The organism is Streptomyces sp. HB132 (assembly GCF_016909575.1).
In the GTDB taxonomy this organism is placed as follows: domain Bacteria; phylum Actinomycetota; class Actinomycetes; order Streptomycetales; family Streptomycetaceae; genus Streptomyces.
Window position 1 is genome coordinate 436,851 of the sequence record NZ_JAFBGA010000005.1, and the last position, 13,910, is coordinate 450,760.

Consider the following 13,910-nt stretch of genomic DNA (forward strand, 5'->3'; position numbering starts at 1 on the left):
TTTGCCGTCCGTATCCGGCGGGTGGCGCCGGGTCGCGGTGCCGCCCGTCCCACAGCGAGCCGTCGGCGGCCCCGCGCATCCGCCGGCCCGTTCCAAGCAGAAGTAGGGGTGGGTGGAGCGCACCCCGCGACGCACACGGCAGGAGCGGCCCATGCACCACGCGGCGGCGGAATCGACGCGCGGGGCCGGGCCGGGTCGCACGGTGCCGCCGTCGGCCCAGTGCTTCCGGCGCCTGGGGCGCGAAGCGTCCCGGCGCACGATCGGGCAGGTCACGACGGTGCCCGAGCATCATGTCCTGCCGCTCGGGAAGACGTTCACGCGTGGTCCCGGGGCGCCGTGCGCGCGACCGCCCACGGGTCGGAACAGCGATCTGGCATCCCACAGTGCGACACCGGGCCGAGCATGAGGAGGAACGTTCGTGAACACGGACGGACAGAAGAATGCCGAGCGGCTGAACTGCCTGGTCACCGGTGCGTCCGGGTACATCGGTGGACGTCTCGTACCCGAGCTTCTGGAGGCCGGCCATTCGGTTCGTTGCCTGGCCCGGTCCCCCGGAAAACTTCGCGATCATCCATGGGCGCGGGAGGTGGAGACGGTCAGCGGGGATGTCACGGAGGCTGCGTCGGTCGCCTCCGGCATGCGCGGAATCGACGTGGCGTACTACCTGGTGCACGCCCTCGGGACCGGTTCCGGTTTCGAGGACACCGATCGCCGTGCGGCGAGGATCTTCGCCGAGCAGGCGCATGCCGCGGGCGTCCGGCGGATCGTGTACCTGGGTGGACTCACACCGAAAGGGGTACCGGAGCGAGAGCTCTCGCCGCATCTGCGGTCCCGTGCCGAGGTGGGCCGGATCTTCCTGGAGGGGCCCGTTCCGGCCACCGTGCTGCGGGCAGCCGTGGTCGTCGGCTCGGGATCGGCCTCCTTCGAGATGCTGCGCTACCTCACTGAACGGCTTCCTGTCATGGTGACCCCGAGTTGGGTGAGCACCCGCACGCAACCCATCGGCGTCCGCGACGTGCTGCACTACCTCGTCGGCTCGGCCACCATGCCGGCGGACGTCGACCGGGCCTTCGACATCGGTGGGCCGGACGTCCTCACCTACCAGCAGATGATGCGCCGGTACGCCGAGGTGGCCGGGCTTCGGCGACGGCTCATCGTGCCGGTACCGGTTCTCACCCCGAGGCTGTCCAGCCATTGGGTCGGCCTCGTCACCCCGGTGCCCGCTTCCATCGCTCGACCGCTGACGGAGTCGCTGCGCCACGAGGTCGTCTGCGACGAACACGACATCGCCCGCTACGCCCCGGACCCCCCGGGCCGGCCACTGCCGTTCGACGAGGCCCTGGATCTCGCCCTGCGCCGAGTGCGTGAGGCCCAGGTGACCACGCGCTGGTCCTCCGCCGCTGTGCCCGGGGCGCCCAGCGACCCCATGCCCACCGACCCTGACTGGACCGGGGGCAGTCTTTACCGGGACGAACGGGAGATGGCGGTGGACGCGCCCCGCGAGTCGCTGTGGAAGGTGATCGAGGGGATCGGCGGCGACAACGGCTGGTACTCCTTCCCACTGGCCTGGGCGGTCCGGGGGTGGCTGGACCGCCTGGTGGGCGGTGTCGGGCTGCGTCGCGGACGCCGTGACGCCGAGCACCTGCGGGTGGGTGACTCACTGGACTTCTGGCGTGTCGAGGAGGTCGAACCGGGCCGCCTGCTGCGGCTGCGCGCCGAGATGCGGCTGCCGGGGCTCGCCTGGCTCGACATGTACGCCGAGACGTGCGACGGGGGCCGCACCCGTTACCGACAGCGCGCCGTCTTCCATCCTCGCGGCCTGCTGGGTCACGTCTACTGGTGGACCATCTCTCCCTTCCACGCGGTCATCTTCGGAGGGATGGCCCGCAACATCACCCAGGCCGCCACGAAGGGCATGAGCGCGCACAACGACGAGGCCCGCGCGGGGCGCGGGCGGCACGGCTCCCGCCGGGGCGGCGTACGCGGCGACGGGAGCGCGTAGCCCATGACGTCTCCTGGTGACACGGAACACCCGGCTCCCGGCAGGTGGCTGCTCCTGCTGCTGTTCCTGGCGATCTGCAGTGCGGTGGCGGTGGTCGGCGCCGTTGCCGCCGGCGACGCAGGCAGCACCTACACGTCCTTGCGGCTTCCCGGCTGGGCGCCGCCCGGATGGCTGTTCGGCCCCGTGTGGACGGTGCTGTACGCGACCATTGCCGTCGCGGGGTGGCTGATCGCGAGAACGCGCCGGCCCGGCAGCAGAACCGCCCTGCTGTGGTGGTCCGTGCAGCTCCTCCTCAACCTGGCCTGGACGCCCCTGTTCTTCGGCGCGGGACAGTACGGTCTCGCCCTGGTCGACATCCTTCTCCTCGTGACCGCCCTGATCGTCACGATGGTGAAGTTCGCTCGACTGCGCACATGGGCCGCCGTACTGCTCGCGCCGTACCTGGTCTGGGTCGCCTACGCCTCGGTGCTGAACTGGTCCATCTGGTCGGCGAACACCTGAGGGCCGACGGCGAGGTACTGAGAGCGGCCGGGCGGAGCCGCCGCTGCCCTGGACGACGCCGACGGCTCACGACGCGACGGGGTCCCGGCCGGACGGTACGGCGCGGGACCGCCGTCCCCGGCGCCTGACGCCGTAGGCGTCGATGAGGGCATCCGCCGTCGCCGCGACCGAGTACCGGCTGGTCACCACGTTCCTGCCCACGGCCGCGAGCCGGCGGCGGTCCGCCGCGGGGAGTGTGATCATCCGCAGCAGTCCCCTGGAGAGCGCCTCCTCCGAGGAGGTGTCCAGGAGGACTCCTCCGACACCGTCATGGAGGTACTGGAACACGCCGCCCTGGCGGGGGCCAGCCGTCGGCATGCCCGCTTCCATGGCCTCGAGCAGTGCGAGCCCGAATTCCTCCTCGGCACTCGGGCAGACGTACCACGCAACGGGCACTCCGTGGTTCGGGTCCACCAGGGCGTGCTGGAGACACCGCACCGCGCGGTTGGGCAGTGCGGGGAGAACGGCCAACCGGGAGGCAGCCGTCGGACGGCCTGCCAGTGCCGCCCGGATGCGGCGCCGCATGTCCCGCTCGTACTCGTTCTCCACGGCCGGCGACCCACCGACGAGTACCAGGGTCGAGCGCGTGCACAGACCGGACGCGATCCAGGCGCGTACGAGCATGTCCTGCTGCTTGTCCGCGTGCATGCGGCCCACACACAGGAACAGCGGCAGGTTCCGGTCCTCGGGCCCCAGGGAGTCCTCCCGGTCCGATCCGGCGAAGAGGCCGGAGACCAGGTCCTCTCCGCGGCGCTCCTCGTCCCTACCGGGCAGGTAGGGGGTGATCCCTTCCACGAGGGCGGCCGGCCCGGACCCGCCGTTCATCTCGGCGAGTTGGGGGAAGTGGAGCACCAGCTCATCGGCTGAGCAGCGCCCCGCGACACCGATCACGGTGTCGGCGCGTTCGACGAGACGGTCCCCGACGAAGATGCGGTGCAGGTCACCGCGCAGTTGCCCGAGCTCTCCCGGCCGGGGGCCCGTGTGGGGGGTGGCGAGCCGGCCGGCCACCCGGCGGTGCGGGTCGGGGACGGCGGTGAACACCACGCGCGATCCGAGGCGCTCGGCTGCCTCCGCGAGAGCGAGGCTGCCGTCGTCCGCGTGGCGCACGTGCACCACCTGCGGCCGACGGGGCAGGGCACCCAGCAGCCGTTCCGCCCACCAGGCGAGCGCGGGACGGTGAAGGTGCATCTGCGAGGAGTCCGGAAGGCCGGCGGCGTCCACCGGCAGACGGACGATCCAGTGACCGGGCGCCCGTTCGTACATCGTCCGCGCGTCGTCGTTCAGCGCGTCGCGTCCCGCCAGGACCACGGTGATCACCGAAGCGATTCCGTCAAGGCCGGCCATACGGTCCCCCAGGCCGGCGACGAGGACTCCGAGTCCGCCGCTCACTCCCTGTCCGGGCGTGTCCAGGTCGCCGAGAAGCATCGCTTGAGCCACGACCGCACCTTCCCCCGCGGGTGAGGCGATGGGCGGGTACGAGGGTGCGAGCAGCAGTCTTTCGTAGGCGTCCGCCGCGCTGTCGGGACCGGGCAGCAACGCGGCTCCGTCAGGCAGGGCGTGCAGGTGACGCCATGCCGCGTGCCGCCCGGCACGGCTTCCGCGGTCCGCCGCGAACTCGGCCGTCTCGATGGCGCTCAGGGGGCGCAGTGCCGAGGCCGTGGCCAGGTCGAGCGGCAACGCCATGGAGGGTCCGTCGAGGTCAGAGCGGGTCAGCAACTCCCGCAGTGCCGATTCGGCTCGTCGTGAGCCGTAGTGATGCACCGATCCGAGCCACATCTCCGCCACCGCGGCGCCGCCCCGGATGCCCGCGTTCCGGTGGGCGAGCAGGTCCTCGGGAGCGACCGGCAAGGCCAGTCGGCAGGCCCGGCGCAGAGTCGCCGTCAGGTGGTCGGATCTGCTCAGCCATGCGGCGCTCCCGGCAGGGCCGGGATCGGCGCCCGCTTCCGTCTCGTCGGGACGGCGCCCGGTATTCGGTGGGAGGGCCGCGGTCGAGTGCCCGTACTCCGCCTCCAGGAGGCGCTCCGCGTAGGCGGGCTCGCTCCCCTCCAGCCCCGTGTGCACCCCCTTCCACCCGTGGCCCGCGTAGAAGGCCGCCCGCGCGTCCACCAGGGGACTGCGTGCCCTGGGGCTGGAGGGGGCGGGCAGTTCGGAATGGAAGGACACGGACGGCTCCTGTCGAGGGGTTTGTCAGTGATTCGCCCTCTGCCGCTCGTTCGGATGCACCTCGGCAGACCGACGTAGCCGGTCTGCCCGCCGTGTCGTGGTGCCGGGCCTGGAGGCCGGCCCACTCCCGGCGGCCATGGACGAGCGTGTTCCGTCGGAGCGGCTCCGCCCCGGTGTCCGAGTCACCCGGATGGCGGATCCGCGGACGTCGGGCAGCCGTCGCCACCGGTGCGGCCCGATGCGCGGCGCGCCTCTTCCGTGCGCACCCGACAGGTGGCACCGACCGTCAGACCACGAGTGACTCCACAGCTCTGACGGCCTCGGCGAGCCCTGGCGGATGCCGGAGCCCCCGCGCGGTCTGCCCTGCCCAGCCGGGCCCGAGGGCGAAGACGACCGGTTTCCTGCGGGCACCGCGTACACCCCATTCGATCGCGGCGATGTGCTGGGCGAGCGGCAGACTCGCGGTGGTGCGGGACTGCGCCCACAGGCCGACCGCAACCGGCCCGGTCCTGCGGACCGCGGAGACGATCGACTCGACGGGCACGGCTGCCCCGAACATGCGGACGAGGAGCCCGCGTTCGGTGAGTACGGCGGTGAGTACCTCCAGCGGGAGCGTGTGGTTCTCGGCCGGTGCGCAGGCGAGGACCGTGGTGGCGCCGCGGAGGTCCCGGCCGACGGGCGGTGCGTGGCGTCGCAGAGCCCCGGAGACATGCCAGGACAGGAAGTGTTCGACCTCGACGTACCTCTCCCCCGAGGTCTCCCATTTACGGCCGACGGCCTGCAGCGTCGGCACGATCAGCTCGGTCCAGGCGGTGACCAGGCCGTGTTCCTCGATCGCCGCGCTCAGCAGTTCGTCCAGGGCGGCGGCGTCGAGCCGAAGGGCCGCGCGGGCCATTCCCCGGCATTCCTGACGTGCGTCACGCATGCGCAGTCCGCTGCCGGTCCGGCTCCGTCCACCCGCCGCCGCTCGTGGCAGGGGGAGCTCTCCCGTCCGTGGCGGGGGTGTGCTGGGGCCGGAGTCGTCGAGCACCATCCTGGCGGCTTCGGCGGGCGGGAGCCCGGCCCCGGTCAGGACGCACATCCTCCGTAACCGTGCGAGATCCCCGGCGGCCCAGCGACGGTGCCGGCCGCCGGTACGTGTGGTGGGGCCGAGGCCGTAGCGGCGATCCCACGACCGGATCGTGGTGGGGGCGACCCCGAGGCGTCTCGCCACCTCACCGGTGGTCAGAGCGCCCTCACTTCGGGCGTCGTCGCCTTCTCCGCAGTGTTCGTCCGGTCCCACGTCCGCATCATACGACGCATGAACGACGCAAGTTGTACGCGTCGCTCCTGCTCCCGAGACTGTGCAGTCCAGCCGGGTCCCCTCGCTGAGCACACCGGCCGGGGCCGGCGCGGCAGAGGCCCCTTGCTGCCGGGAGGAACGGTCATGAGCACGTGCACACAAGCTGACACCCCCTCACCGTGGGCTGCGCCGCCTCCCTACGAGGACCGCCTCGTCCCCGGCCTGCGTCTGACGGAGGAATCGTTCGCGGCCATGTACCGACGCTGGGGCTCCTTCGTCCACACGATGGCGACCCGCTCCCTGGGTGACACGCACGAAGCGGAGGACGTGACCCAGCAGGTCTTTCTCGGGGCCTGGCGCGGACGGGAGAGCTTCCGTCCGGACCGAGGCTCTTTCGGCGCGTGGCTCGTCGGCATCACACGCAGGAAGGTCGTCGATGCCCTGGCAGCCAGGAACAGACGCCTCAACTTGATCGACGCCGTGACGTGCGCCGTCGACCCGCGTGGGATCCAGCACGCATCGGATGACGTGCTGGACCGCGTGTTCCTGGTCGCCGCCCTGTCCCGGTTGCCGCGTCACCAGCGTCAGGTCCTGTGCATGGCCTTCTACGAGGACCTGACGCAGGTTCGGATCGCCGAGTTCACCGGAATGCCCCTGGGCACCGTCAAGAGTCACGCCCGGCGGGGCCTGACCCAGTTGCGGGCGGAGATCGAGGAGGGTTACACGGACGAGGGCACGGCATAGGCACACGACGGCCATGCCGGCGAGGGTCGCTTCCACGGCCGTCCCACACCTCACGACCCGTATCGGTGGAATCCCGTCGTGCGCCATTCCTCGCCGTCGGGCAGGACAGCGAGCGCTTCGTGGTCGTGGAGCGCCTCCACCCAGTCCCGTGCGCCCTCGCCCATGGCGAACGCGGCGGTGGCGTAGGTGTCGGTCAACGTCAGGCGCGGTCCGACGAGGGTGATCGAGGCGAACGCGGTGACCGGTTCGCCACTGTGCGGGTCGAAGATGTGGGCGCCGCGCTCGGCGGTGCCGGAGGTCGCGACCGCGAGGTCGTCGTGGGCGGTGACGACGGTGACCAGTTCGCCGGGGCGCAGGGGGTGGGCGATGCCGACGCGCCACGGGGTGCCGGGTACGGCACTCCCGCGGAGCTGGACGTCCCCGCCGCCGTTGACGCAGGTGTGGTGTGCGCCGGCCTCCTGGAGGAGCCGGGAAGCGGCTTCGGTGGCCCAGCCCTTCACAAGACCCGAGGGGTCCAGCGTCCCCTCGGGAGCGATGCTGAACCAGCCGTCGCTGACGCGCGTGGCGTGGGCGCACAGGAAGAGGACCTCGAGTACTTCCGGCGGGCAGTCCTCGCGTCTGACCTCACCACGGCCGAGGCGGCTGATGCAGCTGTCGGGACGGTAGGTGGAGAACACCTCGTCGACGTGGTGGAGGTGGCGCACGGCCTCTTCGAGGGCACGGTGGATGGCGGGGGTGGGAGTGTCGCGGATGTCGAAGGAGAAGACGCTGCCCATCACGTGCTCGACGTGGCGCAGTCCGGACGCGGTGTCAGACATGGGCCTGGTCCAGGGCGCTCTGGAGTGACTCGGCGTATCCCTGGCTCGTGTAGCTGGCGCCGGAGACCGCGTCGATGTGCGCGCTCTGGGCGTCGACGGCCTCCTGAGTGAGCCGTGGCAGGGCGCGGGAGGAGATCTGCTGGTCACGCCCGTTCTGGTCCGGCGCCTGCAGCACCTTGACCGAGGTGATCTTCCCCTTGGCTACGGTGACGGCGACCTGCACGGTCCCGTACCGGGTGTCGACGGGATCCCCGGTGTACGTGCCCGTGCCGGCGGATGTGCTGGTCGACGGTCCCGTGGAGGTGTGGGCGGACGCGGGTGGGTGGCCGATCGGCCCTGCAGGACCGGGGAGCTGGTGGGGTTTGAGAGCGAGCAGGGCGACGACCAGGGCGCTGAACCCGGTGCCGGCCAGGACGGCTCGGCGCATGACGTTTCTCCTCAGAACTCGAACGACTCGTGGTGGATGCGCCGTGCCGGGACACCGGCGCCGCGCAGGGCCTCGGTCGCGCTCCGCGCCATCCCGGGCGGCCCGCAGAGGTAGACGTCGTGCGCTGCCAGGTCCGGCACCAGGTCGCCGAGACCACGGGCGGTGAGGGGCGAGGAGTAGCCGGACGGTCCGTCCACGACGTAGTGCAGGGTCGCCTGCCTGCGGGCGGCTATCGCGTCGAGTTCGCCGCGCAGGGCGAGGTCGTCGGCGTGGCGCGCCCGGTAGACGAGGGTCACCTGGCCCGGCAGGGTCTCGAAGAGCGTCCGCAGGGGGGTGATACCGACGCCGCCCGCCAGCAGCAGCACCTTGGGGGCGGTGCGGCGATGGGCGGTGAACCCGCCGTAGGGCCCTTCGGCCCACACCCGGGTACCGGGCCGCAGGTGGGCGAGTGCGGCGCTGTGTCCGCCGGCGCTCTTCACGGTGATGCGCAGGTGACGGGGGTGCGCGGGCGCGGAGAGGGAGTAGGGGTTGGCCGTCCACCACAGCTCGCGGGTCAGGAAGCGCCAGCGCAGGAACTGGCCCGGCGCCCCGCCCAGCTCGTCCAGGTGTTCACCGGTGAGGTGGACGGACACGACGCCCGGCGCCTCGGGGTGGACCGCGACCACGCGCATGCGGTGGCGCATGCCGCGCCGGACGGGCAGGGCGAACCGGTACCAGGCCAGCAGGGCGGCGACGCCGACGAACAGGGTGTACCAGGCGATCTGGGCGGGACGGTTCCCGACGAAGTCGGCTCCGTTGGAGAGCTGGTGGCCGAAGGCGAGGAAGACGGCGAGGTAGGTGGCGAAGTGCAGGTAGTGCCAGGTCTCGTAGGACATCCTGCGGCGTGCGGCGCGGGCCGAGAGGATTCCGGTGGCCAGGAACAGGAGGAAGCCGATGGTCCCCTTGAGCATGTCCGGGTAGTGCAGCACGAGCGTGGAGGTCTGGCCGACCACGTTCGTGTGCGACGTCAGTGAGTAGCCCCAGATGATCAGCAGGGTGTGCGCCAGGACGAGTGAGATGGTGCAGCGGCCGCCCCAGGCGTGCCAGCGGGCGAGCCGGTCGGTGCCCACGGTGTGGTCCAGCAGTGGCACGCGGGCCATCAGGAGCAGCAGGAGCGCGCAGCCGTATCCGGCCAGGAGGCCGGTGATACGTCCCGCGCCGGTGATCCAGCCCGCCGGTCCGACCACAGAGGACGTGTCGCTCCACCAGAGGGCCAGCACGCCTGCGGCGCCGGCCCAGATCACCGCGGGTGCGAGCACGGGCACGACGCTGCGCCGCGGGCGCCGGTGGCGCATGCCGCGGCTGGCTTCCGTGGTGGTCGACGTGCTGGTCATGAGGCTCCTCCGGGCGGGACGGCATTCCGGTGACGGGCGGCCCATGCTCACAGCCCGACCTCTGAGAACCCTCTGAAACCGACCAGTCCGGCAGCTCCTGCGGTGATTCAGAGGAAACGCATAGCCCCGGCTCCCCTCGCCGCGGCCCGTGACCGGGGATGCTGAAAGGACCATGAACGATGCACGGACGACATCACCTCTGCACCGCCCCGACGGAGAACCCGTCCGGGTCCTCGTCGTCGACGACGAGCCGGACGTGACCGATGTCCTGGCCGAGGTGCTGACAGGTGAGGGCTGGCAGGTCCGCACCGCGGCCGACGGGACGACAGCGCTTGCCACCGCCCGCGCCTTCCGGCCCGACGCCGTGGTCCTGGACTGGATGCTGCCCGACCAGGACGGTCTGCAGGTCCTGCACGCCCTTCGGCGTGAGGCACCACAGGTGTGCGTACTGTTCCTGACCGCGCGCGACGCCGTGGAGGACCGCGTCGCCGGTATCACGGCCGGTGGCGACGACTACGTCACCAAGCCCTACAGCCTGGAGGAGGTCCTGGCCCGGCTGCGCGGGCTGCTCCGACGGGCGGGCATGGCCGCCGATCCGGGTGTGGACCAGCTCAGCGTCGGGGACCTGTCGATGGACGAGGAGGCCAGGGAGGTGAGACGGGGCGGCGCGGTGGTCGACCTGTCCCGGACCGAGTTCGAGCTGCTGCGCTACCTGATGCGCAACCCCCGCCGGGTGCTGTCCAAGCAGCAGATCCTCGACCGGGTCTGGGCCTACGACTTCGGCGGACGCGCGCACATCGTCGAGCTCTACATCAGCTACCTGCGCAAGAAGATCGACGCCGGACGCACCCCGATGATCCACACCGTGCGCGGCGTCGGGTACGTGCTGAAGCCGGAGTCCCCGTGAGGCGCCCGTCCCCGCGTACCCTGCGGGGCCAGCTCACCGCCGGTCTCGTGACGCTGCTCGCCCTCGCCTGCCTCGCCGTCGGCATCACCACCGCTCTCGCTCTGCGTGGATTCCTCATCAGCCGTCTGGACGAGCAGCTCGCCGCGTCCGACGGCAGGTTCGCCGCAAGCCTGGAGCACGAGGCGGAGCGCGACGCGGACAACCGTTCCGACACCCGCGGACAGGCCGAGTACACCTTCGGTGCCCGCCTGCTGAACGGCGTCGTCACCCAGGCAGCCGTGGTCGACGACACCAGCGACCGCCCCCTCGCGCTCACTGCCGGGGACCGCCGCACGCTGGCCGGGGTCCCCGTGGACGCAGACGCCCACAGCATCCACCTCTCCGTCTCACCGGGCCGGTACCGCGTCATGGCCGTCCGGGGCGACGACCGGGACATCCTGATCACCGGACTGCCCCTGCACCCGGTGGAGGAGACCGTCCACCGCCTCGTAGCCGTGGAAGCGGTGCTCTTCGGCGCCGCGCTCGTGGCCACCGGCGTCGCCGGGGCGGTGTGGGTACGGGTCTCCCTGCGTCCCCTTCGGCTGGTCACCGCCCGGGCCGCGGAGGTCGCCGGTCTGCCGCTGGCCAGCGGCGAGATCGCCATGCCCGGCCCCCTCCCCGACACCGACCCGCGCACCGAGGTCGGTCAGGTCGGCCGTGCCGTCAACCACATGCTCGGCCATGTGGAGGACGCCCTCGTGCGGCGCCAGGCCGGCGAGGAGCGACTGCGGCACTTCGCGGCCGACGCAAGCCACGAACTACGCACCCCCGTCGCCAACATCCGCGGGCACGCCGAGCTCGCCCTGCGCCATGACGGCGTCGTCCCCTCCGAGGTCCGGCACGCCCTGGAACGCATCGCCGTGGAGTCACGGCGTATGACCCGCCTCGTCGACGATCTGCTCCTCCTCGCGCGCCTGGACGCCGGACGCCCCCTCGAACACGAAGCGGTCGACCTGACCCTGCTCATCCTGGACGCGACCGACGACGCGCGTGCCGCGGGCCCGGGGCACCACTGGTTCCTCGATCTTCCCGAAGAACCCGTCACCGTCGTCGGCGACGCCCACCGGCTCCAGCAGGCCATCGGCAACCTCCTGGCCAACGCACGGACCCACACCCCGCCCGGCACCGACGTCACCATCACCCTCACCTCCGACAGGGCCGAGGTCCGCGTGGACGTGAGTGACGACGGGCCGGGCATCCCCGAGGAACTGCAGCCCGAGATCTTCGGCCGCTTCGTGCGCGCCGACCACGCCCGCTCTCGCAGCACCGGCAGCACCGGCCTCGGACTGGCGATCGTGCACGCCGTCATCACGGCTCACGGCGGAAGCGTCACCGTCAGGAGCGCCCCGGGACACACCACCTTCCGCCTCACCCTCCCCGCCTGACACGCGGCCGACGGACTGCGCACAGCCGCGCGGGGCACGGTGTTCGCGCCCGGGGCTCGACAAGGCGCGGCGGCAGGTCGGAGTCGGCACCGCCTCGAAAACACGCCGAACGCCGCGATCCAGACAGTTGCCCCCACTCGCTCCCGAGACCCGAGCGGGCCGGAACACCACCCGTAGCGCCCGCCCGCACACCTCGCACCCGAACTATGGTGTCCCGCCACATACGCCCCTGACCTGCCCCTTCCTACGGTATGGCGACACGGAAACGTCCCCGCCAACTGTCCGGAAGTGGTATCCATGACCGCCCCAGCAGCAACCGCTCCCCCACCCCCGTCCAATCTCCGCCGCATCGTCGCCGCGAGTCTCGTCGGGACCACGGTGGAGTGGTACGACTTCTTCCTCTACGGCTCCGCTGCCGCGCTGGTCTTCAACAAGCTGTTCTTCCCCGACTCCGACCCGCTCGTCGGCACCCTCCTCTCCTTCCTCACCTACGCGGTCGGCTTCGCCGCGCGTCCGGTCGGGGCCCTGGTCTTCGGGCACTACGGAGACCGGCTCGGGCGCAAGAAGCTGCTGGTGCTGAGCCTGCTGATGATGGGAGGCGCGACCTTCGCCATCGGCCTCCTGCCGACACACGCCACCATCGGTTCCGCCGCACCCGTCCTGCTCACGGTGCTGCGCCTGGTTCAGGGCTTCGCCCTCGGGGGCGAATGGGGCGGCGCCGTGCTGCTCGTCTCGGAGCACGGCGACTCGAAACGGCGGGGGTTCTGGGCGTCGTGGCCCCAGACGGGCGCGCCCGCCGGCCAGCTGCTCGCGACGGCGGTGCTGTCCGCCCTCACCGCTCTCATGTCCGAGTCCGCGTTCGAGGCCTGGGGCTGGCGGATTCCCTTCCTCCTCTCCGGCGTACTCGTGATCCTGGGACTGTGGATCCGCCTCTCCGTCGATGAGTCGCCCGTCTTCAAGGCGGCCCTCGCCCAGGCCGAGCAGCGCAAGGCGGATGCCGCCCCCGCCGAGAAGATGCCCCTGGTCGCGGTCCTGCGGCATCACTGGCGCGATGTGCTGATCGCCATGGGTGCGCGGATGGCCGAGAACATCAGCTACTACGTGATCACCGCGTTCATCCTCGTCTACGCGACGACAGCCGCGGAGCTGAGCAAGCAGACGGCGCTCAACGCCGTACTCGTCGCTTCCGCCGTGCACTTCGCCGTGATCCCGCTGTGGGGCGCGCTGTCCGACCGGATCGGGCGCAGGCCCGTCTACCTGGTCGGCGCCATCGGTGTGGCGCTGTGGATGTTCCCGTTCTTCGCGCTGATCGACAGCAGGAGCTTCGGGAGCCTGCTGCTCGCCGTCACGGTCGGGCTGATCTTCCACGGTGCCATGTACGCGCCGCAGGCGGCCTTCTTCGCGGAGATGTTCGCGACGCGGATGCGTTACTCGGGCGCGTCGATCGGCGCCCAGTTCTCGTCGGTGGCCGCAGGTGCCCCGGCGCCTCTCATCGCCACGGCGCTGCTCGCCGACTTCGGCAGTTCGACGCCGATCTCGCTGTACGTCATCGCCGCCGCGCTGATCACCGTGCTGGCGATCGTCTGCGCCAAGGAGACCAGGAACCGGGACCTCACGGACATCGAGCCGGAGACCGGCCGGCCGGCCGCGGACTCCGCGGCACTGCCCACCGACGCGCGGAGCGTCTGACCCGACGGCGCCGAAGGGCCCGCCTCCACCGCTGCCGGGGGAGCCGGGCCCGTCAGGCTTCGGGGCTCCGTGCGAACCAGGTGGGGCCGTCGCTGAGGGACTGCTTGATCCGGAACAGCGAGAACTCGCTCAGCGGCGGCAGGGTGTCGATGTCGAACCAACCGACTTCCAGCGACTCGTCGTCGTTCACCCGCGCCTCGCCGCCGGTGGCCCGGCAGCGAAACGTGATGTCGACGTACTGGCACCGGTCGCCGTTGGCGTACTGCACGGGCTTCAGCGCCTGGGTGAGCACGACCCGCTCCGCGACGCAGTGCACCGCCGTCTCCTCGTACACCTCACGCTCCGCCGTCAGCGCGGGCTCCTCACCGGGCTCGCCGATGCCGCCGATGAGCGACCACTTGCCGGTGTCCGCCCGCCGGCCGAGCAGCACCCGGCCCCCGTCGTCGAAGACGACTGCGGTGACTCCCGGCAGGAGGAGGAGCTGGTGTCCGGCGGTCGCGCGGATGTCGCGGATGAAGTCAGGAGTGGCCATGCGAGGAGA

The 13,910-nt window shown here is 71.5% G+C and carries 12 protein-coding genes; 6 read left to right on the top strand and 6 right to left on the bottom strand.

Features of this window, described 5'->3' with window-relative positions:
* The first annotated feature begins 418 nt into the window (after positions 1–418).
* The gene (locus JOC24_RS15275) at positions 419–2,002 is read left to right on the top strand and encodes an SDR family oxidoreductase (protein ID WP_205020799.1); all 1,584 of its coding nucleotides are present in this window, start codon (positions 419–421) and stop codon (positions 2,000–2,002) included.
* Between the two features lie 3 nt (positions 2,003–2,005).
* Positions 2,006–2,503, top strand: coding sequence for a TspO/MBR family protein (locus JOC24_RS15280; RefSeq protein WP_205020800.1), 498 nt, complete (start codon positions 2,006–2,008; stop codon positions 2,501–2,503).
* A 66-nt stretch (positions 2,504–2,569) separates the two neighbouring features.
* Here JOC24_RS15280 and JOC24_RS15285 read toward each other — a convergent pair whose 3' ends face one another.
* Positions 2,570–4,705, bottom strand: coding sequence for a glycosyltransferase family 4 protein (locus JOC24_RS15285; RefSeq protein ID WP_205020801.1), 2,136 nt, complete (start codon positions 4,703–4,705; stop codon positions 2,570–2,572).
* A gap of 286 nt (positions 4,706–4,991) precedes the next feature.
* The gene (locus JOC24_RS15290; protein WP_205020802.1) at positions 4,992–5,987 is read right to left on the bottom strand and encodes a MerR family transcriptional regulator; all 996 of its coding nucleotides are present in this window, start codon (positions 5,985–5,987) and stop codon (positions 4,992–4,994) included.
* 144 nt (positions 5,988–6,131) lie between these two features.
* Here JOC24_RS15290 and JOC24_RS15295 point away from each other — a divergent pair, with 144 nt between their 5' ends.
* Positions 6,132–6,731 carry a sigma-70 family RNA polymerase sigma factor gene (locus tag JOC24_RS15295; RefSeq protein WP_205020803.1) on the top strand — a complete coding sequence of 200 codons (600 nt, stop codon included), beginning with the start codon at positions 6,132–6,134 and terminating at the stop codon, positions 6,729–6,731.
* Between the two features lie 50 nt (positions 6,732–6,781).
* On the opposite strand, the gene JOC24_RS15300 is transcribed toward JOC24_RS15295, so the two are convergent.
* From JOC24_RS15300 to JOC24_RS15310, 3 genes are read right to left on the bottom strand one after another with little or no spacing between them, the layout of a single operon-like run.
* Positions 6,782–7,549, bottom strand: a complete 768-nt coding sequence (locus tag JOC24_RS15300) for an FAD:protein FMN transferase (protein ID WP_205020804.1) — start codon at positions 7,547–7,549, stop codon at positions 6,782–6,784.
* Positions 7,542–7,976 carry an FMN-binding protein gene (locus JOC24_RS15305; protein ID WP_205020805.1) on the bottom strand — a complete coding sequence of 145 codons (435 nt, stop codon included), beginning with the start codon at positions 7,974–7,976 and terminating at the stop codon, positions 7,542–7,544. Before JOC24_RS15305 ends, JOC24_RS15300 begins: the two co-directional genes overlap by 8 nt.
* 11 nt (positions 7,977–7,987) lie before the next feature.
* Complete coding sequence (locus JOC24_RS15310) at positions 7,988–9,349, bottom strand: ferredoxin reductase family protein (RefSeq protein WP_205020806.1); 1,362 nt, start codon at positions 9,347–9,349, stop codon at positions 7,988–7,990.
* Between the two features lie 172 nt (positions 9,350–9,521).
* On the opposite strand from JOC24_RS15310, the gene JOC24_RS15315 reads away from it, so the two are divergent.
* The 3 genes from JOC24_RS15315 (at position 9,522) to JOC24_RS15325 (ending at position 13,369) form a co-directional block, all read left to right on the top strand.
* Positions 9,522–10,256 carry a response regulator transcription factor gene (locus JOC24_RS15315; protein ID WP_275588554.1) on the top strand — a complete coding sequence of 245 codons (735 nt, stop codon included), beginning with the start codon at positions 9,522–9,524 and terminating at the stop codon, positions 10,254–10,256.
* Entirely contained in the window at positions 10,253–11,680 is a 1,428-nt protein-coding gene (locus JOC24_RS15320; protein WP_205020807.1) for a sensor histidine kinase, read from the top strand. The genes JOC24_RS15315 and JOC24_RS15320 overlap by 4 nt, the downstream gene beginning before the upstream one ends.
* A 297-nt stretch (positions 11,681–11,977) precedes the next feature.
* Positions 11,978–13,369, top strand: coding sequence for an MFS transporter (locus JOC24_RS15325; RefSeq protein WP_205020808.1), 1,392 nt, complete (start codon positions 11,978–11,980; stop codon positions 13,367–13,369).
* 52 nt (positions 13,370–13,421) lie between these two features.
* Here the strand turns inward: JOC24_RS15325 and JOC24_RS15330 are convergent, their stop codons facing one another.
* Positions 13,422–13,901 carry an NUDIX hydrolase gene (locus tag JOC24_RS15330; RefSeq protein ID WP_205020809.1) on the bottom strand — a complete coding sequence of 160 codons (480 nt, stop codon included), beginning with the start codon at positions 13,899–13,901 and terminating at the stop codon, positions 13,422–13,424.
* Between the last annotated feature and the right edge of the window lie 9 nt (positions 13,902–13,910).

Excerpts from the sequence above, each read along its gene's own strand:
- JOC24_RS15310 (WP_205020806.1), bottom strand. The coding sequence starts at position 9,349 with ATGACCAGCACGTCGACCACCACGGAAGCCAGCCGCGGCATGCGCCAC.
- JOC24_RS15305 (WP_205020805.1), bottom strand. The coding sequence starts at position 7,976 with ATGCGCCGAGCCGTCCTGGCCGGCACCGGGTTCAGCGCCCTGGTCGTC.
- JOC24_RS15280 (WP_205020800.1), top strand. The coding sequence starts at position 2,006 with ATGACGTCTCCTGGTGACACGGAACACCCGGCTCCCGGCAGGTGGCTG.
- JOC24_RS15325 (WP_205020808.1), top strand. The coding sequence starts at position 11,978 with ATGACCGCCCCAGCAGCAACCGCTCCCCCACCCCCGTCCAATCTCCGC.
- JOC24_RS15330 (WP_205020809.1), bottom strand. The coding sequence starts at position 13,901 with ATGGCCACTCCTGACTTCATCCGCGACATCCGCGCGACCGCCGGACAC.
- JOC24_RS15295 (WP_205020803.1), top strand. The coding sequence starts at position 6,132 with ATGAGCACGTGCACACAAGCTGACACCCCCTCACCGTGGGCTGCGCCG.
- JOC24_RS15300 (WP_205020804.1), bottom strand. The coding sequence starts at position 7,549 with ATGTCTGACACCGCGTCCGGACTGCGCCACGTCGAGCACGTGATGGGC.
- JOC24_RS15315 (WP_275588554.1), top strand. The coding sequence starts at position 9,522 with ATGAACGATGCACGGACGACATCACCTCTGCACCGCCCCGACGGAGAA.